Source organism: Paenochrobactrum glaciei (genome assembly GCF_039522165.1).
Lineage (GTDB): Bacteria > Pseudomonadota > Alphaproteobacteria > Rhizobiales > Rhizobiaceae > Paenochrobactrum > Paenochrobactrum glaciei.
The window spans coordinates 620,457-639,515 of sequence record NZ_BAAADE010000001.1 but is presented as its reverse complement, the minus strand read 5'-3'; the positions used below and the strand labels follow the sequence as shown (position 1 = coordinate 639,515).

17 protein-coding genes and 1 riboswitch are annotated in these 19,059 nt (G+C 50.1%); of the genes, 8 read left to right on the top strand and 9 right to left on the bottom strand.

Annotated elements, in window-relative coordinates; genetic code table 11:
• Positions 1-2 precede the first annotated feature (2 nt).
• The gene (locus tag ABDZ76_RS03100) at positions 3-992 is read left to right on the top strand and encodes an Hsp33 family molecular chaperone (RefSeq protein ID WP_343801160.1); all 990 of its coding nucleotides are present in this window, start codon (positions 3-5) and stop codon (positions 990-992) included.
• 63 nt (positions 993-1,055) lie between these two features.
• On the opposite strand, the gene apaG is transcribed toward ABDZ76_RS03100, so the two are convergent.
• The 3 genes from apaG to metA all read right to left on the bottom strand — a co-directional run bounded on the left by apaG (position 1,056) and on the right by metA (position 3,765).
• Positions 1,056-1,448, bottom strand: a complete 393-nt coding sequence (gene apaG, locus ABDZ76_RS03095) for a Co2+/Mg2+ efflux protein ApaG (RefSeq protein WP_343801156.1) — start codon at positions 1,446-1,448, stop codon at positions 1,056-1,058.
• Positions 1,449-1,548: 100 nt separating this feature from the next.
• Entirely contained in the window at positions 1,549-2,742 is a 1,194-nt protein-coding gene (locus ABDZ76_RS03090; protein WP_343801153.1) for an O-succinylhomoserine sulfhydrylase, read from the bottom strand.
• A gap of 84 nt (positions 2,743-2,826) precedes the next feature.
• The gene (gene metA, locus ABDZ76_RS03085; protein ID WP_343801150.1) at positions 2,827-3,765 is read right to left on the bottom strand and encodes a homoserine O-acetyltransferase MetA; all 939 of its coding nucleotides are present in this window, start codon (positions 3,763-3,765) and stop codon (positions 2,827-2,829) included.
• 57 nt (positions 3,766-3,822) lie between these two features.
• Positions 3,823-3,902: riboswitch (SAM riboswitch) on the bottom strand.
• Between the two features lie 194 nt (positions 3,903-4,096).
• Here metA and ABDZ76_RS03080 point away from each other — a divergent pair.
• Positions 4,097-5,188, top strand: a complete 1,092-nt coding sequence (locus tag ABDZ76_RS03080; RefSeq protein WP_343801147.1) for a 2'-deoxycytidine 5'-triphosphate deaminase — start codon at positions 4,097-4,099, stop codon at positions 5,186-5,188.
• Positions 5,189-5,246: 58 nt separating this feature from the next.
• On the opposite strand, the gene ABDZ76_RS03075 is transcribed toward ABDZ76_RS03080, so the two are convergent.
• Positions 5,247-5,579 carry a hypothetical protein gene (locus ABDZ76_RS03075; RefSeq protein WP_343801144.1) on the bottom strand — a complete coding sequence of 111 codons (333 nt, stop codon included), beginning with the start codon at positions 5,577-5,579 and terminating at the stop codon, positions 5,247-5,249.
• 456 nt (positions 5,580-6,035) lie between these two features.
• On the opposite strand from ABDZ76_RS03075, the gene ABDZ76_RS03070 reads away from it, so the two are divergent.
• The 3 genes from ABDZ76_RS03070 to ABDZ76_RS03060 all read left to right on the top strand — a co-directional run bounded on the left by ABDZ76_RS03070 (position 6,036) and on the right by ABDZ76_RS03060 (position 8,325).
• Positions 6,036-6,302 (top strand): DUF6460 domain-containing protein, encoded by a 267-nt coding sequence (locus tag ABDZ76_RS03070; RefSeq protein ID WP_184220989.1) that lies wholly within the window; start codon positions 6,036-6,038, stop codon positions 6,300-6,302.
• A gap of 80 nt (positions 6,303-6,382) precedes the next feature.
• Positions 6,383-6,874 (top strand): CAP domain-containing protein, encoded by a 492-nt coding sequence (locus tag ABDZ76_RS03065; RefSeq protein WP_343801139.1) that lies wholly within the window; start codon positions 6,383-6,385, stop codon positions 6,872-6,874.
• A gap of 98 nt (positions 6,875-6,972) precedes the next feature.
• The gene (locus ABDZ76_RS03060) at positions 6,973-8,325 is read left to right on the top strand and encodes an MATE family efflux transporter (protein WP_343801136.1); all 1,353 of its coding nucleotides are present in this window, start codon (positions 6,973-6,975) and stop codon (positions 8,323-8,325) included.
• A 5-nt stretch (positions 8,326-8,330) separates the two neighbouring features.
• Here ABDZ76_RS03060 and ABDZ76_RS03055 read toward each other — a convergent pair whose 3' ends face one another.
• The 3 genes from ABDZ76_RS03055 to pip form a co-directional block, all read right to left on the bottom strand.
• Complete coding sequence (locus ABDZ76_RS03055; protein WP_343801133.1) at positions 8,331-9,422, bottom strand: quinone-dependent dihydroorotate dehydrogenase; 1,092 nt, start codon at positions 9,420-9,422, stop codon at positions 8,331-8,333.
• Positions 9,423-9,424: 2 nt separating this feature from the next.
• On the bottom strand, positions 9,425-9,769 hold the full coding sequence (locus tag ABDZ76_RS03050; protein WP_343801130.1) for a DUF952 domain-containing protein: 345 nt from the start codon (positions 9,767-9,769) through the stop codon (positions 9,425-9,427).
• A gap of 256 nt (positions 9,770-10,025) precedes the next feature.
• Complete coding sequence (gene pip / locus ABDZ76_RS03045; RefSeq protein WP_343801128.1) at positions 10,026-10,973, bottom strand: prolyl aminopeptidase; 948 nt, start codon at positions 10,971-10,973, stop codon at positions 10,026-10,028.
• Between the two features lie 470 nt (positions 10,974-11,443).
• On the opposite strand from pip, the gene ABDZ76_RS03040 reads away from it, so the two are divergent.
• Positions 11,444-12,091 (top strand): response regulator, encoded by a 648-nt coding sequence (locus ABDZ76_RS03040; RefSeq protein WP_343801124.1) that lies wholly within the window; start codon positions 11,444-11,446, stop codon positions 12,089-12,091.
• A 13-nt stretch (positions 12,092-12,104) separates the two neighbouring features.
• On the opposite strand, the gene ABDZ76_RS03035 is transcribed toward ABDZ76_RS03040, so the two are convergent.
• On the bottom strand, positions 12,105-15,599 hold the full coding sequence (locus ABDZ76_RS03035; RefSeq protein ID WP_343801121.1) for a hybrid sensor histidine kinase/response regulator: 3,495 nt from the start codon (positions 15,597-15,599) through the stop codon (positions 12,105-12,107).
• Between the two features lie 219 nt (positions 15,600-15,818).
• Between ABDZ76_RS03035 and mscL the strand changes: the two genes are divergently transcribed.
• Together mscL and ABDZ76_RS03025 are read left to right on the top strand one after the other, a co-directional pair.
• Entirely contained in the window at positions 15,819-16,232 is a 414-nt protein-coding gene (mscL, locus tag ABDZ76_RS03030) for a large conductance mechanosensitive channel protein MscL (protein WP_343801118.1), read from the top strand.
• Between the two features lie 214 nt (positions 16,233-16,446).
• Complete coding sequence (locus ABDZ76_RS03025) at positions 16,447-17,535, top strand: branched-chain amino acid aminotransferase (RefSeq protein ID WP_343801115.1); 1,089 nt, start codon at positions 16,447-16,449, stop codon at positions 17,533-17,535.
• Between the two features lie 132 nt (positions 17,536-17,667).
• Here ABDZ76_RS03025 and hemA read toward each other — a convergent pair whose 3' ends face one another.
• Positions 17,668-18,945: a 5-aminolevulinate synthase gene (gene hemA / locus ABDZ76_RS03020; RefSeq protein WP_343802984.1), complete on the bottom strand. Its 1,278-nt coding sequence runs from the start codon at positions 18,943-18,945 to the stop codon at positions 17,668-17,670.
• Between the last annotated feature and the right edge of the window lie 114 nt (positions 18,946-19,059).

The window sequence follows — 19,059 nt, the reverse complement described above, 5'->3', positions numbered from 1 at the left end:
ATATGGCTAATGTAACATTTGAACCGGATATGACCTATGCCGGTGATGATGCCGTGGTGCCTTTTCAGGTGGAAGGGCTGGATATCCGCGGCCGTGCTATTCAGATGGGGGGCGCCCTCGACCAGATCCTGTCGCGCCACGACTATCCGGAAGTGGTTGCACGTCTTTTGGCAGAAACCGTTATTTTAACGGTTCTGCTTGGCACAACGCTTAAATTTCAGGGTAAATTCATTCTGCAAACGCAGTCTGACGGGCCTGTCGATATGCTGGTGGTGGATTTCCAGACACCGGATGCCGTGCGCGCCTACGCACGTTTTGACGAAGAACGCCTGAATGCAGCGATTGCTGAGGGTAACACCCAGCCGGAAGACCTGCTTGGCCGCGGCACATTGGGACTGACCATTGATCAGGGCGCCCATATGCAGCGCTATCAGGGGCTGGTGGCACTTGATGGCTCATCACTGGAAGAAATTGCCCGCAATTACTTCATGCAGTCGGAACAGATCCCGACTGATGTGCGCATCAGTGTGGCGCAGTTGATGGAGCGTAACAGCGACGGCACCTTGCAAAAGCAATGGCGTGCCGGCGGTTTGATGATCCAGTTTTTGCCGCAGTCAGAAATTCATGCCAAACATCGCGATCTGCCGGGTGGCGATGCACCTGAAGGTGAGGTTACAGGCCAAGTGGATGCGGAAGATGAATGGCAGGAAGCGCGTGCGCTTGTTGGCACAATCGAAAGCTCCGAACTGACCGACCCGCAGGTGGCTGTTGAGCGTTTGCTCTACCGCTTGTTCCACGAGCGTGGTGTGCGTGTTTATGAACCGGCACCGGTGGTGGCAAAATGCTCTTGCTCGCGCGAAAAGATCGAAGGCGTATTGTCCGGTTTTTCTGCAGAGGAAATTCTGGAAAGCACAGAGGACGGTCAGATCGTCGTCAATTGCGAATTCTGCTCAACCAATTATGTGTTCGATCCGGCAGATTTTGCCAAATAAGACTTTGCATTGATCAATTAAAAAAAGCGGGCTTTCATCTGAAAGCCCGCTTTTTTATTGGGATTAGTTGAGTGTCCGGCGGCTATCTGGCATATCCAGCGAAAAAGCCGGTACATGGACCTCGAAGGCCGTGCCATCGGCACTTTGCATCTGATAGCTGCCGACCATCATGCCGGAGTCGGTTTTCAGCGGGCAGCCGGATGAATATTGGTAGCTGTCACCCGGTTCAATCACCGGCTGTTCGCCGACCACGCCTGGGCCATGCACTTCTTCTGTTTTGCCCGTACCATCGGTGATTTTCCAATAGCGGGAGCGCAGGCACACACTGGCCTTGGAGAGATTGGCAATGGTTACACGATACCCCCAAAAATAGCGACCTTCATCCGGCTCAGACTGCTCTTCCAGATAAAAAGGTTCGACCGTTATTTCAATGTCATGGGTGGTGGCACGGTACATTGCTTCAACTCTTATGATTTTGACAATTGACCGGCACACTGATGGTTCACATCAATGCGCCGGTTGCATAGTCATGGCATAAATTTATGCTGAAAGCAGCTTATTTAATGGCCTTTAATGCCTCAGCGACATCTTCAAGCAGATCGTCGGTATCTTCGAGGCCGACAGAGAGACGCAGCAAGCCTTCACTGATATTTTGCTCAAGACGCGCTTCATCGGTGAGGTTCTTATGCGTGGTGGTTGCCGGATGGGTAATCAGGCTTTTGGCATCACCCAGATTGTTGGAAATACGGATGACTTCCAGCGCATTTTCAAATTCAAAAGCAGCCTTTCTGCCGCCCTTCAATTCCAGTGCGATCATGGTGGAGCCACCGCTCATCTGGCGCGCAATAATATCGGCCTGCGGGTGATCGGGACGTCCCGGATAGATCACCTTGCTCACCGCGTTTTGCTCAGCTAGGAAATCGGCCAGAGCGCGTGCTGATTGTGCCTGCTGCTTGATGCGCACAGGCATGGTTTCAAGGCTTTTCAGCATGATCCATGAGTTGAACGGGCTGAGGCCCGGACCGGTATGGCGGAAATATTCCTGAAACTCGTTTTCAATCCATTCACGATCTGACAAAACAAGGCCGCCCAGACAGCGTCCCTGACCATCAATATGTTTGGTGGCGGAATAGACAACAATATGCGCACCAAGTTGCAAAGGTTTTTGGAAAAGCGGGGTTGCAAACACATTATCGACGATCAGTTTTGCACCGACTGAATTGGCGATCTCGGCAACTTTGGCAATGTCGATCACTTCCAATGTCGGGTTGGAAGGGCTTTCCAAAAACATCACTTTGGTGTTCGGGCGTGTTGCTGCCTGCCAATTTTCCAGTTTTGAGCCGTCGATGATGGAAATTTCCACGCCATAACGTGGTAGCAATGTTTCAACGATGTAATTACAGGAGCCGAAAACAGCGCGTGCCGAAATAACGTGATCACCGGCCTTCACCTGACACAAAATGGCGGCCGCAACTGCGGCCATGCCGGAAGCCGTGGCACGTGCTTCTTCGGCACCTTCTAATGCGCACATGCGCTTTTCAAACATGTTGGTGGTCGGGTTGGCATAACGGGAATAAATGAAGCCCGGATCTTCACCATTAAAGCGTGCAACTGCGGCTTCGGCATTTTCATAAACGAAGCCTTGGGTCAGGAAGAGCGCTTCCGAGGTTTCGCCAAAAGGTGAGCGTTCAGTGCCTGCATGCACAAGCTGTGTAGCGGGGCGAAAATTGCGTTTTGGTTTATCAGTCATTTTTCAACCTATATAATGAAGAGGCTCGTCTTGATTATGATGGGAGAGGGCGAGCCTGACATGCGTATAAAAATGCGGATTACTTTATGCGGGTTCGTCGGCCTTTTGCTGGCCGATCATCTCCAGATCATAAGTGGTGGTCTGGTAAATTTCGTTGATCCAGTTGCCGAATAAGAGATGGGCATGGCTGCGCCAGCGGTTTTGCGGCGTCAGCTTCGGGTCATTCTGCGGGAAGTAATTTTGCGGCAGGTCGATCTGGTTGCCAGCTTCGATATCGCGGAAATATTCCTCGGCCAGCGATGTTGAATCATATTCAACATGGTTGAAAATATAGAGGCGGTTGCCCTCTTCTTCACGCAGCAAACAAACGCCGGTTTCATCGGATTCCATCAGGATTTCCAGCTCCGGCACTTGGCGAACATCTTCCCCGCGAATTTCTGTCCAGCGCGAGACAGGGATTTGGAAATCATCGGAAAAACCGTTGAGATAAACGGAAGCCGGTTGCAGATTGCGATGACGGTAAACGCCGAAGGCTTTCTTCGCCAACTCATATTTTGGCACACGGTGGAAGTGCCAGACAGCAGCCATCGCGCCCCAGCAAATATTGAAGGTTGAGTGGACATTGGTTTTTGTCCATTCAAAAATCTGCTCCATTTCGTCCCAATAGGTCACATCCTGATAATCAAGTGTTTCCACCGGTGCACCGGTGATAATGAAACCGTCAAACTTGCGGTGCTTGATCTCGTCCCATGTGTTGTAGAAGGATAAAAGATGTTCTTCAGAGGTGTTTTTGGCACGGTGTCCGCCGATGCGCACAAGGGTCAGCTCCACTTGCAAAGGGGTGGCGCCGATAAGGCGGGCAATTTGCACTTCGGTACGGATTTTGTTTGGCATGAGGTTGAGCAGGCCGATCTGCAAAGGGCGAATGTCTTGGCGAGTCGCTTGGGTCTCGCTCATCACGCGCACGCCTTCACTGACAAGGGTCGCAAAAGCTGGAAGTGTGTCAGGAATTTTAATCGGCATATTCAACTCTCTTCTCTGGTGCCGGTGCAAGTAAAAAAATCGCAACAAGTACCCGGAAGGAGGTCAACCGCGGCCCTATTTAGCGATTTATTTTACGTGGCTGCAAGCCGGCCGGCCAAATCACCACGGTAGAAATATATTTAGACCCGCATGACGAATTGAGTCAACAAGCAAGGTCAGGATTTCTATTATCCCCTTTTCTGAGGAAAAGAAAGCGTAATTTACCATATGAGCAACTGAAGGGGCGCAGACCTGTTGTTCTAATGCTTGAGATGTCGTATCGAGTTGGGACTATTTATTGTTCTTCGTCTAGGTGTCAGGGATTTTGGTAATGGCAAATGAGCAGCTCGGAATATTGGCGGATGCAGATATCGCGGCGCTCTTTGAGGCGGGTGCGTTAAAATCTGCCCGCCCGTTGGATGATGATCAAATTCAGCCAGCCAGCCTTGATCTGCGTCTTGGCACCAAAGCTTATCGTGTGCGCGCTTCCTTCATGCCGGGTCGCGATACGCCGGTTATCGACAAGCTGGAGCGCCTGAAGCTGCATGAGATTGACCTGACATCCGGTGCCGTTTTGGAAACCGGCTGCGTTTATATTGTGCCGCTGCTGGAAAGCGTGCATCTGCCGCAAGAATTGTCAGCCGCTGCCAATCCGAAAAGCTCGACCGGCCGTCTTGATATTTTCACCCGTGTGATTGTCGATGGTGCGCAGGAATTTGATAAAGTGCCAGCCGGTTATCAAGGCCCGCTTTATCTCGAAGTCAGCCCGCGCACTTTCCCGATTGTGGCGCGTACCGGTTCCAGATTGTCGCAAATCCGTTTCCGTCAGGGACGTTCGCAATTGGATGAAGCTGAACTGGCTGTGTTGCATCAGCGCGAAACACTGGTTGCTTCCGAAACGCCTAATATTTCCGGTGGCGGTATTGCCCTTTCGATTGATCTGTCCGGCGATGAAAATGGCTTGATCGGTTATCGCGGCAAGCATCACACATCGGTTGTCGATGTCGATCAGCGCAATGCCCATGATCTTTATGATTATTGGGAGCCGATCTATGATCGCGGCGCGCGTGAGCTGGTGCTTGATCCGGATGAGTTCTACATTCTGGTTTCACGCGAAGCTGTGCATGTGCCGCCGGATTATGCCGCTGAAATGACCCCGTTTGATCCGCTTGTTGGTGAATTCCGCGTCCATTATGCCGGCTTCTTTGATCCGGGCTTTGGCCATACAGCTGCTGGTGGCACCGGAAGCCGTGCGGTTTTGGAAGTGCGCAGCCATGAAGTGCCGTTCATTTTGGAACATGGCCAGATCATCGGCCGTTTGATTTATGAAAAAATGTTGCATCGTCCAAGCGCGCTTTATGGCTCGGAGCGTGGCTCGCATTATCAGGCGCAACGTTTGAAACTGTCGAAACATTTCCGTTAAACGGACGCAAAATAAAGCCGGAGCGGTGTGAAGTGCTCCGGCTTTTTTGTTTTGACTATCAGCGGCGTTTCATATTGAGCGGGTCATTGGATTTGGCCGCGCTATAGTTCATCACCACGCGCACCGTTCGGGAGCGCACACGCGTTTCATTGGCGCATTCCTGAATGGCTTCCATGGCGCTGATGGCAAAAAGCTGGCCTGCCTTGCGTACAGGGCGATATTCTACAGTCGCAATATCGGTGAGCTTGCCGTCTCGGTCATATTTGACCTCAAAAACGGCTACAGCCGTCTGATAATCAATCCCTTCAGGCAGTTTCCAGCATTGGCTGGCCATTTCGGCCACAACTTCGCTGTCGGTTGCGGCATAGGCCGCAGAAGCGGAGGTGCCCATTAAAAAGATCAGAGGTAAACCGATTTTTCTCATAAATCTGGTATAGGTGCTATCAGATTTTTTTCAACCTTTATGGCTGTAAATTATGCTTGAAGTACTGACTGCTCATAGTCTTGGCGGCCTTTACAGGAAGAAATGACGGCAGGTGAGATAAACCACACAAAGGCAGATGGTGATGATCACCAATATATCTGTGGTCAGCAGAATATCGCTCGGCATGGCTATCCCCTTTATCATTGCTGGCTGCTCTCAGATGATAAAGAGTGGATAAAAATCGGACAGGCATGGGTTTTGTAATTTTAAGCGTTTTGCGGCAGAGATTTTCTATAAATCTGCCGGTAGCGGCAAAATGATTTAAATAACGCTGATAACAGCTTGTGCAGGGCGGATAACTTGCAACTGGGGCGAAGAGCGTTTACTTGAGAACCAAGAACGTAGCCGCAGGAGCATCAAACCATGTCCGATAAAGTTAATCGTTTTCTCGGTGATACACCCGCCCGTGTGCTGGTGAAACTGGTGATCGTGTCACTTGTTGTCGGCTTTGTGATGAACGCATTCCATTGGTCGCCCTATGATCTTTTATGGGCGGTGCGTGATTTCTTCGTGCGTTTGTGGAATATGGGCTTTGCCGCTTTGGGCAATTTTGCCGATTATTTCCTGCTCGGCGCTGCCGTGGTTATTCCGGTCTTTATCATTTTGCGTTTGCTCAATTATCGTCGCTGAAGCTGCAATCTGCCACAATAAGTGCAGATTGTTTGCATAGAAAACAGCAGATTTGAAAATTTGACGACAGAGTGATTGCTATGAAAACTGGGCTTGTGACGCGCCGTGCTGCTTTACAGATTTTAGCCGGAGGTGCCGTGATTTTATCTGCGCCTGATGTGTTTAAGGCCGTATCCGCACAGGCAGCCAGTGACCCGACCGAGCTTTTCAATGCGATCCGCCGTCAAAATGGTTTGTCGATGATGGCAACCGATCCAAAGCTGGAGCAAGCGGCTCTTTATCAGGCCAAGAGAATGGCAAGCCACGGCAAAATCGGCCACAGTATCGGCTGGGGCAATGGTTTTGTTGCGCGGTTGCAGCAAGCGGGTATTCGCGGGCCTGCGGCGGAAAATGTTGCCTCCGGCCAATCGGATACGGATGCTGTGTTTAAAGCATGGATGAATTCTGCCGGACACCGCAAAAACATGCTTGATCCGGTGTTTGACCACTATGGTCTGGCATGGGCAACCCCGGAAAATAAGCCCCATTATATTTATTGGGCGATGATGTTGGGTGTTGCGCAACAGGCGTGACGTTCAGGGCAATTGCACGCGGTTAAAAATCACGATAGGAGCGGATTGTTGCGCAAGTCACAAGAGGGGTGACTGGCCAACGGGGAGCTTTATTGTTGATGAACCAGTCACTTAATGCGGGCATGCCCGCTATTCGTCCGTTTCAGGTCACTCATCGTATGATTGTGATGATTGCCGTGCCAATGACTTTGGCAGCGATTACAACGCCTTTGCTTGGCCTTGTCGATATGGGGGTTGTCGGGCAATTCGGTGATGCGGAGCTGATTGGCGGTTTGGCGATCGGTGCATTGGTTTTTGATTTTCTACTGACAATTTTCAGCTTTTTGCGCACCGGCACGACAGGGCTGGTGGCGCAGGCGATGGGGCGTGAGGATCAGCTGGAAGAGCAGGCAATTTTCTGGCGTGCGGTGCTGATTGCTATTGTGGCAGGTTCGCTGATGATCTTATGCCTGCCGCTTGTTTTAGCAGTGACCATTGATTTTATGCAAGCCAGCCCCGCGACCATCGCCGCAATGACGACCTATGTGTCGATCCGAATTTTATCGGCACCCTTTGCTTTGTTGAATTATTCAGTTTTAGGTTTGCTGCTTGGACGCGGCGAGGGGATGTTGGGGCTTGGCTTACAAGTTTTGCTCAACGGGATTAATATCAGCCTGTCTGTTTATTTCGGTCTGGTGCTGCAATGGGGCATTGCCGGTGTGGCTTGGGGCACATTAATCGGTGAAATGGTCACGGCAATTGTGGGTGTCAGTTTTATCTATTGGCGTTTCCGGCGGGCGGCGCAGCCGAATTTAAAGCGGATATTCGATAGTCAGGCCTTGTTGCATATGGTGTCGATTAATCGCGACATTCTTTTGCGCTCATTTTTATTGCTCACCGCCTTTGCTTTTTTCACCCGAGCCAGCACAGAAATGGGCACACAGACATTGGCCGCCAACTCGGTTTTGCTGAATTTCTTTCTGGTTATCGGCTTCTTTTTGGATGGTATGGCAATGGCCGCCGAACAAATTACGGGGCGTGCTGTGGGGGCGCATTATTCGCCTGCTTTTAAGCGTGGTGCCAAGCTGACATTCCTCTGGGGCATGGTGATGACAGTAATTGTCTCGTCACTTTTATTGCTTTTCGGCGACAAGATCATTCATCTGTTGTCGAAGTCCGAAGATGTCTATCTGATGGCTGTGCAATATCTGCCATGGGCGGTGTTAACCGGCCTGACAGGGGTGCTGGCCTTCCATATGGACGGGGTTTATATCGGCGCGACATGGTCGCGTGATATGCGCAATATGATGTTTTTCTCGCTGATTTTCTTTTTTGCGGTGCTTTATGTAGCAAAGCCCGCGATGGGAAATCACGGGCTTTGGCTGGCATTGAATTTGTTTTTGTCGATCAGAGGCTTAACTCTGCTGGCTTTATTGCCGGTGCGTTACCGCTCGCAATTCGGCCGAGGCTAACGTCATCAGGCAGGGATTTCTTTCGCTGCCCATTCATCGGTTTCACGGTCGCGGAAGGCGGAAATATTGGCAACGCCTTCGGCTTCTACCACTTGGCTCAAGCCTTTAATAATCTCAGCCGGCAGACCAGGCCCTTTGTAAACCATGCCCGTGTAAAGCTGCACCAGATCGGCACCGGCTTTAATTTTGGTCAAAGTTTTGGTGGTGTTGTCCACGCCGCCGACACCAATGAGCGGCATTTCTTTGCCGACACGCTGGCGCATTTTAGCCAGCACAATAGTGGAGCGTTCAAAAACCGGCGCACCGGAGAGACCGCCGGTTTCAGCGGTGTTTTCTTTTGATTTCAAACCAGTGCGTGACAGGGTTGTATTTGAGATAATCAAACCGTCGAGTTTTTGATCCAAGGCTTCCTGCGCAATATCATCCAGCTCTGTTTCACTTAAATCAGGCGCGATTTTAAGGAAAACCGGACGTTTCAGCGTGCATTTCTGGCATTCATCGTCGCGGGCTTCCAGCACGCGCTGCAACAATTCGCGCAAGCTTTCGCGGCTTTGTAAATTCCGTAAACCGGGTGTGTTCGGCGATGAAATATTGACGGTGAAATAACGCGCAACCGCATGAAAGCGTTTAATGCCTGCCACATAATCAGCAATGCGGTCTTCGGCATCTTTGTTAGCACCGATATTAACACCGATAATGCCGGTGCTGCCGCGCTCAGCCAAGCGTTTATAGGCTGCATCATGGCCTTCATTGTTGAAGCCCAGACGGTTGATGACGCCTTCATCTTCGACAAGGCGGAAAATGCGTGGTTTCGGATTGCCGCTTTGGGGCCGCGGGGTAAGAGTGCCAACTTCTGTAAAGCCGAAGCCGAGCTTTAAGAGATTATCCGGCACTTCAGCATTTTTATCATAACCTGCGGCCATACCGAGCGGGTTTGGAAAACAAACACCGGCGATTTTCTGGCGCAATGCCGGATCTTCGGGAAAGCTGCCGCTGACAAGGCCGGTTTTCAAACCTGTGATGGACAAAGCATGCGCTTGTTCGGCATCAAGCGCAAACAGGGCGCGGCGGCCAAAACTTTCGAATAAACGAGGCATGATTACAGCTCCGGAAAAAGATGAACACCGTCTTCGCCCAAAGGCAAAGCAACGACAGACTGAACAAGTTGCAAATCAAGATTTGCATAAAGGTGCGGGAATAATGCGCCGCCGCGCGAAACTTCATATTTGAGCTCATGCCCAAGCAAGGCCGCATCAACGGCCACAAGCAGTAAATCATTTTGTCCGGCAAAATGCTTGGAGGCTGTCGCCTTCACCTGATCTGCCGTTGAAAAGTGAATATAACCATCTTCAATATCAATCGGAGCGCCGGTGAAAATGCCGGTTTTTTGCGCTTCCTGCCACATTTGCTGTGGGACAATTTTATAAATGATTTTTGAGCTCATTCTTGTTCTCTAAAGCATTTGCCCTTGAAATTGAACTGTTTTTAATCACGTCAGATTGTTTGTAGCGAACTGCTTTAGAACGAAAAATATAAAAAGGCAAAGTTAAACCATAATGAGCATAGCACCTGTGCATGGGGCTCATGGCTTTTGTTTAATAATGATTGTGCAAATATGAGCGGGCGCAGTCAATGTTTTCACATTCACTGCGCCCGTATCATGTTCAATTATTTATTCTGTATTGGATTTATACTTGGCTTCAGGCAAATTTGCGGGTGGCCGCAATCAGCTGATGGATAATGCCTTTTTCAGTGGAGGCATGGCCGCTGTCTTCAACAATATGGAGTTCGGCTTCCGGCCACATTTTTTTCAATTGCCATGCATTGATAAAGGGCGTGCACATATCATAGCGGCCATGGATGATGGCACCCGGAATATGGCGGATCAGGTCAATATGGCGCAATAAATGATCATCCGTTTTGAAGAAGGCCTTATTCTGGAAATAATGGCACTCAATACGGGCAAAAGCGATGGCGTAGCTGTCTTCGCCAAATTCTTCCACCCGTGACGGGTCGGGAAGAAGTGAAATAACCGAGGCTTCCCAGCGAGCCCAGCGGCGTGCCGCTTCAATTTGCACTTTCGGATTACGGTCGGTCAGGCGCTTATAATAGGCGCCCACCATGTCGTGGCGCTCATTTTCAGGGATATGTTCCTGATAGTCTTCAAAGTGATCAGGGAAAACAATGCTGGCACCATTGGAATAGAGCCAGTCGATTTCAAATTTTCTGGCCATGAAAATGCCGCGCAATACCAGTTCGCTGACGCGGTCAGGATGGGTTTGCGCATAAGCCAGCGACAGGGTGGAACCCCAGGAGCCGCCAAAGACCTGCCATTTTTCAACATTGAGATGCTCGCGGATTTTTTCCATATCCTCGACCAGATCCCATGTGGTGTTTTCGCGCAGCTCTGCATGAGGTGTGGAGCGCCCGCAACCGCGCTGGTCAAACAGAATGATGCGGTATTTTTCCGGATCATGAAAACGGCGCATATTGGGCGTGGAACCACCGCCCGGACCGCCATGCAATAAAATCACCGGCTTGCCATCCGGATTGCCGCATTGTTCCAGATAGATGCGGTGTAAGCCCGAGACCTGCAACATTTCCTGACTAAAGGGCTGGATTTCCGGATAAAGCTGATGTTGCGTCATGGTTCGCCTTCTTTTGTTTCAAGAATCTCGAATGGTTTGTTCATAAAACCATTGTTATGCTGAATGAATAATAAGGCCAGAGCGCGGCATAGGCATAAGCGACATCACAATATATGGCTCTTGATCATGTTGCGTGTAATGAATGACTTGAAAAAACCGCTGAAAAATACTTTAATAAGTTCATGTTAAGTGGGGAAGGGGTTCTTACATCAGGCAAAAAAGTCTGAAATCAGCTTTGCACCATGGTGATGATGAAGATGTTGTGGCAGTTGTTGCTGCTCAATACTCGTTGCCTGCAAGCTTTGATATGCCAGACGCGATGATTTCAATATGTGCCAGCAAGTTTATGGCCGTGATTCCTGGTCACAAAACAGCTAATCATGGAATGATGATGACGCATCGCAAACTCAGGTGAAATCTTGAAAGACGCATGCGAACTTCGTCGAAACCCAAGAGTAAATGACTGCGCAATGCACTTAAAATTTATTATTGCCGATGACCATCCGCTGTTTCGTGGCGCATTAAGGCAAGTATTAGAAGCAGTTTCTGCTGAAGTGAGTATCACTGAAGTGGGAGATTTTGAATCGGTTGTTCAGCTTGTTAAAGATCAGGATGATCTTGATTTATTATTGCTTGATCTGACCATGCCGGGCGGTACCGGATTGTCTGGTCTGATTGCATTAAAAGCGCTGCAACCTGCACTTCCTATCATTATCGTGTCCGGCACGGATGACAGTGCGACAATTTCCAGAGCGCTTGAACTGGGTGCGTCCGGCTTTATCCCGAAATCAACCAGTATGGACGGGATCGGTGATGCGGTGCGTGCGGTTTTGAACGGCGATATCTGGCTTCCGGCAGGGGTGGAGATCACTGCTGAATCCGATGCTGAAACGCGTGATCTGCTGCAACGTATCCGCACATTGACACCGCAGCAAATGCGCGTGCTGACGATGCTGGGTGAAGGGCTTTTGAATAAGCAGATTGCTTATGAACTGTCTGTCTCGGAAGCGACCGTTAAGGCGCATGTGTCGGCGGTCTTGCAAAAGCTCAATGTTGACAGCCGCACACAAGCGGTGATTGTTTTGTCAAAAATCGGCGCGGAAAGCCTGCGTTCTTAAAAAAACGCTGTGCTTATCGCGGTGCGAATTTGGATAGAAGGCTGCGTAATGCGGCCGGTTTGAGAGGCTTGTTCAGGATAATCACCTGTCGGTCGTCAGCCTCAGTGCGGACTTCCGGCGAGCGATCAGCGGTCAGGAGAATGGCCGCGATGAACGGGCAATTCATATTTTTTGCGAAATATTTTCTGGCATAATCAATGATTTCCAGCCCATTCCCTTCTTCCAGATGGTAATCGGCAATAATGACATGCGGCGGTTGTTTAGAGTGGTGGCAGTAGAAAATCAGATCGCTGTGATTGCGGATACTTTCCACATGGCAGCCCCAATTACCAAGCAATGCCTGCATGCCGCCCAGAATTTTCGCATCATTATCAAGACACAGAACCCGTAAATTTTGCAGGGATGTAATGCCGCCAGCCTGTGTCTGTGTTGTTTTTTGGTCGGGCTCTATCTGTTCATCAGAAGGTGTCAGCGTGATGGTGAAAGCCGTGCCGCGCCCAACAATAGAGGACAGGCTGATTGGCAGGCTCAGCACATGGCCGATACGATCAACAATGGAGAGGCCAAGCCCCAAACCTTCTGCAACACGCGCGCCTTCATCAAGACGTGTGAACTCCTGAAAGACAGTGGCCAGCTTGTCCGGTGCAATGCCGATACCGCTATCAAGCACCTGCAAGTCCATATGGTCGCCGCGGCGGCGCACACCGAAAACGATCTTGCCGGTGTGGCTATATTTGATTGAATTGGAAATCAGATTTTGCAACAGGCGACGCAACATATTGCGATCGGTTTTAAGCGTTATGCTGCTTGGAATAACCCGCAGTTCCAGTCCGCGATTTTTGGCCAAAGGCGCAAAATCTTTGGCAACCTGTGTCATCAAAGCGTCAAGACGGAAGACAGACGGCTCCGGCTTTAACGCGCCGGTATCAAGGCGCGAAATATCAAGAACCAGACCTAAAATCGCCTCGACAGATTCAAGCGACGAATTAATATTCTCTGCAAATTCGGTATATTCCGAATGCGCCAGTTTCTCGCTGAGCAGAGTGCTGTAAAGGCGGGCAGCATTGAGCGGCTGCAAAATATCATGCCCGACAGCGGCTAAAAACCGTGTTTTGCCCAAATTGGCTTTCTCGGCAAGGCCGCGTGCCTGTGCCAGTTCCTGATTGACGGCGGTTAGTTCTGCTGTTCTGTCTGCAACGCGTTGCTCAAGGATTTCATTGGCGCGCTGGCGCATGGTTTCGGCTTCCACGCTTGCCGTCACATCGGTGTAAGACGCAACCAAGCCGCCATCCGGCATCGGGTTGGAACGGATTTCCAGTGTTTTACCGGTGGAGCGTATTTGGAAGCGCCAAACCTGATTGGCACGGCCGAATGAGCGGATAATGGCTGCACGTTCGCTGACCGGAATGTCGCCGCGCTGGTCCATATATTCCAGAATGGTGGAAATCGGGAAACCGACCTGAATAACTTCATCAGGCAGGCTGAGAAGCAGACGAAATTGGCGGTTCCAACAAGTGATCCGCAAGTCTTTGTCAAGAACGGTAACACCTTGCGGCATTTGGTCGATGGCAATCTGCAACAGGTCGCGGTTTTGTTGCAGAGCTTCGGAGGCATTGTCGAGCAATTGCCGTGCGCCGCGTGCAGAGCCGTCTTTGCGATGTAACAGCAGCGATAAAATCAGACGTGCAGAAGATGAACCAACAGCTGTGCCTAACAATTGTTCGGCATAACGCAGCAGGGTGATATCGATGGTTTTATTGGGCGTTAAATATTCCTGATGCTTGTCTTCATAATGCATCAAGGCACGCGCCACACGCTCTGCACCCAAGTAGCTGGAAATCGTGCTTTGCAGTTCTGCCACTGTCACTTCAGTGCGGAAACGGCGCAATGTCGGCATGGTCATGACATGACGTGGCAGAAAAATACTGGCCTGAATACGCTCAACCGGTGAAGCTGGGCGCGACAGTGAGCCGGCAATGAAGAAGAATGTATTGATTGCCAAACTCCAGATCACCCCATGGGTGAGGGGAAGCGCGTCACTGCCCAGCAGAGCGGCAGGGCGAAGCCAGTTAATACCGAAAGGCCCGTCAATAATGAGTGCGGCATTATCAGGGGCAAGGGTCGGGATTAATAATGTATAAGCCCAGACAATGAAGCCCGCTGTCAGCCCGAGCAGAGCACCGCGTCCATTGGCATTGCGCCACCATAAACCGCCGATCATAACCGGTGCAAATTGGGCAATAGCTGCAAAGGAAATAAAGCCGATGGAAGCCAGATGCGCATTGTTGGATGTGGCGCGATAATAGGCAAATGACAGCGCCAGAATAATAATAATGGTCAGGCGGCGCGTGATAAGAATAATTTGCGTTAAATCGCGCTTCTGTTCGCGCTCTTGCTGCATGAAATATTTAATCAGCAGCGGCAGCACCAGATGATTGGAAATCATGATGGAAAGCGCGACGCAGGCGACGATGACCATGGCGGTTGCTGCTGATAGGCCGCCGATAAAAGCGACAATTGCCATTGTGTCGGCATGTACCAAAAGTGGCAAGGCCAGCACGTAAAGGTCGCCATTGACGTTTGGCCCCAGCTTCATCACGCCGATCAAGGCAATCGGCAGCACGAATATATTGATCAAGATCAGATAGAGCGGAAACATCCAGCGCGCAGTGTGCAATTCTTTATCGCTGCGGCTTTCCACGACGGTGACATGAAACTGGCGCGGCAGCATAATAACGGCGCAGGCACTTAAAATAGTATGCACAATCCAGGTCGAGGCTGAGGTCTTATGCTCTAAAGCGCTTAGCGCTTCGGGAGAATTATAAAGCGTATCAAGAAGCTCTGAAGGCGAACCAAACAAAAAGAATGTGCAGGCAATGCCGACAAGCAGAAAGGCACTCAGTTTAATCAGGCTTTCAACCGCGACGGCTAAAATCAAACCATCTTGGTGCTCGGTTGCATCGGTGTGTCTGGTGCCAAATAAAATGGCAAAAAGTGCTAGCACTGCTGCAACGGCGAGTGAAATATCGCCGAAAATAAACACGGACGGGTCAAAGTCAGGATTGTAATTGGTGACGATCATGTCGACACTGCCGGATACGGCTTTCAATTGCAGTGATATATAAGGAATTGAGCCGACAGCCGCTATGAGGGTGGCAAGTGAAGCGACACTGAAGCTTTTACCGTAGCGAGCGGCCAGAAAATCGGCAATCGATGTGACATGCTCGGATTTTGCCAGCCGCACCATATGGCGTAAAAAGCGGTTACCTAAGACAAAAACCAGCACAGGGCCGATATAAATCCCTAAAAATTCCCAGCCGCTGGTGGCGGCCATGCCGACAGAGCCGAAAAATGTCCATGACGTGCAATAAACCGCAAGGCTGAGTGAAAAAATATAAGGCCGTGGCTTGTTATTTTTATTGGTGGCGCGCTTGTCACCTATGCTGGCAATAGCGAAGAGCAGCAATAAATATAAAAAAGCGAGCCCGATAACTGCCCAGCCCTGCATATTATGCTCTCCTCATGCGCTTAACTCAGTTTTGAGTGATAAGCTATTCTACGCGGATGTGAAAGCGTAGTGACAAGCATAATGGTGAATTACGTTAACCTTTATGGCAATAAGCAGTTTAAAATATTGTTTTTTAGTGGTTTAAGATATTTATTGGTATAAAAACCTGTCGAATTAAGTATTGTGGCAGGACTATGCTGTCTTAACGGAGAAAGATTGATGCTAAAAGAGTTTAAAGAATTCGCCCTCAAGGGTAACATGGTTGATCTGGCTATCGGTGTTATCATCGGTGGCGCATTTGGTGGTCTGGTAAACTCGATCGTGAATGATATCATCATGCCGATTATCGGTTTGATTACTGGTGGTATCGATTTCTCCAACATGTATGTTCAGCTGGCAGGTGATCCGCAGGGAACATTGGCAGCAGCGCGTGAAGCCGGTGCAACAATTGCTTACGGTAATTTTGTAACTCTGCTGATCAACTTCCTGATCATTGCTTGGGTTTTGTTCATGGTTGTTAAAGGCATGAACACCATGAAGAAGAAAGAAGCAGCAGCGCCTGCTCCTGAACCAGTAACACCACGTGAAGAAGTTCTGCTGGCTGAGATTCGCGATCTGCTCGCGAAGAAGTAAGCAAAAACATCTGAATCGTTGATTTTGCTTCAAAGGTGGCGGCTGTTTTTGCGCCGGTAAAGCGAAGCTGAAGTGAAAAAGCCCTGAATTTTTCAGGGCTTTTTCATATCTGCAATAATAAAAAAATTATACGTCAGTAACGGCTTGCGACATTGATCACAGAGGATTAGTTTCAAAAATAATTCGTCTTGCTGTGCTATAAAGAGTATTTTTGATGACAACGACATCTTTGTTTACACATATCCCGCATCCGTCCCCTAAAACCGCGGAAGAACGCGCTGTTGCGATGCAAAATCCAGGTTTTGGTAAAGTGTTCACCGACCACATGGTGGTGCTGACCTGGACCGAAGAAAAAGGCTGGCATAAAGGTGAAGTGAAAGCACGCGCACCTTTTGCAATTGATCCGGCTGCATCGGTATTGCATTATGCGCAGGAAATTTTTGAGGGGATGAAAGCATACCGCACCAAAGACGGTATTGTGCTGTTCCGCCCTGAGCAGAATGCCAGTCGTATGGCGCTTTCTGCTGAGCGTATGGCAATGCCAGCTGTTCCGGAAGATCTGTTCATTCAGGCTGTTGAAGAACTGGTGCGCGTTGATGCTGACTGGGTACCGGAAGGTGACGGCAGCCTTTATCTGCGCCCGTTCATGTTTGCGAGCGAAAATTTCCTCGGTGTGCGTCCGTCGCTTGAATATATTTTCTGTGTCATTGCTTCGCCGGTCGGTGCATATTTCAAAGGCGGCTATCAGGCCGTGACTGTCTGGACATCGGAAAACTATACCCGTGCAGCACCTGGCGGCACCGGCGCTGCCAAATGTGGTGGCAACTATGCTTCGAGCCTGGTGGCTCAGGCTGAAGCGACTAAAAATGGTTGCGATCAGGTTGTGTTCCTTGATGCGGTTGAGCATCGCTGGATTGAAGAGCTGGGCGGCATGAATGTCTGCTTCGTGATGGATGACAATACGCTGGTGACCCCGCCGCTTGGTGGCACAATCCTGCCGGGCATTACCCGTAATTCCATTCTGACGCTGGCTAAAGAAGCCGGTATGAAGGTGGAAGAGCGTCCATATTCATTTGAAGAATGGAAGAACGACGCCAAGAGTGGCAAGCTACGTGAAACTTTTGCTTGCGGTACTGCGGCTGTTGTTGCCGGTATCGGAACTGTGCGTTATCGCGGTGGCGAATTTGCTATTGGCAATAGCGGCGACGGCCAAGTGACTGCAAAACTGCGTGCGCAGCTCGTTGGCATTCAGCGCGGCGAAGTTGAAGACACGCATGGTTGGGTGCGTACTGTCAGCCTCTAAGCCGGATTATGTGCTTTAAAAATTAACGGGGTGGTCTTGATTGACCACCCCGTTTTTTATTGTGCTTGCAGATATAAAAAAGCCCCGCACTGTAACCAGTACGGGGCTTTTAAAATTATGTGCGGCTATTAATCAGCCACCCGCTTTTGAAACCATCAATGGTACAACGCGGTCGGATTTGGCTACAACAGGGGCGCTGTTGTCGGCAAACGGAATACCTAAGTGATTCCAGACTTCGTTGAGCGCGTCTTTCAAAGTGTCGATCAGGGCATCATCATGGAACGGTGTCGGTGTGATGCGCAGACGCTCTGTGCCGCGTGGGACGGTTGGGTAGTTGATCGGCTGAATGTAAATATTATGAACATCCAGCAGACGGTCGGTTGCCTGTTTGCAAAGTTCAGGATTACCCACCAAAATTGGTACAATGTGTGTTTCAGACGGCATCACAGGGAAGCCGGCAGCTGACAGCACATCTTTGGCACGCTGTGCCTGACGCTGCTGCATATCACGCTCGACCTGAGAGTTTTTCAGATGGCGGATGGATGCGGTTGCAGCGGCTGCAACGGATGGCGGCAGCGATGTGGTGAAGATGAAGCCCGGCGCATAAGAACGCACAGCATCAATAATCGCCTGTGAACCGGTGATATAGCCACCAAGTGCACCAAAAGCTTTTGCCAGTGTGCCTTCAATAATATCGATGCGGTGTGCGAGATTATCGCGGTCGGTGATACCGCCGCCACGCTTGCCATACATGCCAACGGCATGGACTTCATCAATATAAGTCAAGGCATTATATTTGTCCGCCAGATCAGCAATCTGCTCAATCGGGGCAATGTCACCATCCATCGAATAGACGGATTCAAAAACAATCAGCTTGGCGCGATGTGGATCGGCAGCCTTCAGCAATTGTTCCAGATGTTCGACATCATTGTGGCGGAAGATTTTCTTGTCGCAACCGGACTTGCGCACGCCTTCGATCATGGAGGCGTGGTTCAGCTCATCCGAGAGAATCAGGCAGTTTGGCAGCAAGCGGGCGATGGTTGAAATCGACGCTTCATTGGAAACAAAACCGGAGGTGAAAACGAGTCCGGCTTCTTTGCCATGCAGATCCGCCAGCTCGCGCTCCAGCTCAACCAACGGGTTGTTGTTGCCGGAAATATTACGCGTGCCACCGGCACCGGTGCCCATTTTACTGGCGGTGTCGCACATGGCTTTGATCACATCTTGATGATGGCCCATGCCGAGATAGTCATTTGAACACCAGACAGTGATTTCACGTGCACTTGTTTCACTTCGCCAAAGCGCGCGCGGAAACTTGCCGACAATACGTTCCATATCAGCAAAAACACGATAACGCTTCTCAGCATGCAACTGATCAATCGCTTCCTGGAAAAAACGGCGATAATCCATCATGCGCTCCTTAATTCTTCGCTTTTAATTAGCGCGTTTGAAGCGCAACGTCCATTGTGACATCTTGGTCAATTTGCCACGGGTAAAGGCTGAAACGCATTGATTTCGATCAAA

What these genes read in the sequence shown, in the direction of transcription:
- metA (WP_343801150.1), bottom strand. Translation starts at nt 3,765, where the DNA reads ATGCCGATTAAAATTCCTGACACACTTCCAGCTTTTGCGACCCTTGTC.
- ABDZ76_RS03055 (WP_343801133.1), bottom strand. Translation starts at nt 9,422, where the DNA reads ATGCCTCGTTTATTCGAAAGTTTTGGCCGCCGCGCCCTGTTTGCGCTT.
- pip (WP_343801128.1), bottom strand. Translation starts at nt 10,973, where the DNA reads ATGACGCAACATCAGCTTTATCCGGAAATCCAGCCCTTTAGTCAGGAA.
- ABDZ76_RS03050 (WP_343801130.1), bottom strand. Translation starts at nt 9,769, where the DNA reads ATGAGCTCAAAAATCATTTATAAAATTGTCCCACAGCAAATGTGGCAG.
- ABDZ76_RS03065 (WP_343801139.1), top strand. Translation starts at nt 6,383, where the DNA reads ATGAAAACTGGGCTTGTGACGCGCCGTGCTGCTTTACAGATTTTAGCC.
- ABDZ76_RS03060 (WP_343801136.1), top strand. Translation starts at nt 6,973, where the DNA reads ATGAACCAGTCACTTAATGCGGGCATGCCCGCTATTCGTCCGTTTCAG.
- apaG (WP_343801156.1), bottom strand. Translation starts at nt 1,448, where the DNA reads ATGTACCGTGCCACCACCCATGACATTGAAATAACGGTCGAACCTTTT.
- ABDZ76_RS03100 (WP_343801160.1), top strand. Translation starts at nt 3, where the DNA reads ATGGCTAATGTAACATTTGAACCGGATATGACCTATGCCGGTGATGAT.
- ABDZ76_RS03040 (WP_343801124.1), top strand. Translation starts at nt 11,444, where the DNA reads ATGCACTTAAAATTTATTATTGCCGATGACCATCCGCTGTTTCGTGGC.
- hemA (WP_343802984.1), bottom strand. Translation starts at nt 18,945, where the DNA reads ATGGATTATCGCCGTTTTTTCCAGGAAGCGATTGATCAGTTGCATGCT.
- ABDZ76_RS03070 (WP_184220989.1), top strand. Translation starts at nt 6,036, where the DNA reads ATGTCCGATAAAGTTAATCGTTTTCTCGGTGATACACCCGCCCGTGTG.
- ABDZ76_RS03080 (WP_343801147.1), top strand. Translation starts at nt 4,097, where the DNA reads ATGGCAAATGAGCAGCTCGGAATATTGGCGGATGCAGATATCGCGGCG.
- ABDZ76_RS03035 (WP_343801121.1), bottom strand. Translation starts at nt 15,599, where the DNA reads ATGCAGGGCTGGGCAGTTATCGGGCTCGCTTTTTTATATTTATTGCTG.
- ABDZ76_RS03025 (WP_343801115.1), top strand. Translation starts at nt 16,447, where the DNA reads ATGACAACGACATCTTTGTTTACACATATCCCGCATCCGTCCCCTAAA.
- mscL (WP_343801118.1), top strand. Translation starts at nt 15,819, where the DNA reads ATGCTAAAAGAGTTTAAAGAATTCGCCCTCAAGGGTAACATGGTTGAT.
- ABDZ76_RS03075 (WP_343801144.1), bottom strand. Translation starts at nt 5,579, where the DNA reads ATGGGCACCTCCGCTTCTGCGGCCTATGCCGCAACCGACAGCGAAGTT.
- ABDZ76_RS03090 (WP_343801153.1), bottom strand. Translation starts at nt 2,742, where the DNA reads ATGACTGATAAACCAAAACGCAATTTTCGCCCCGCTACACAGCTTGTG.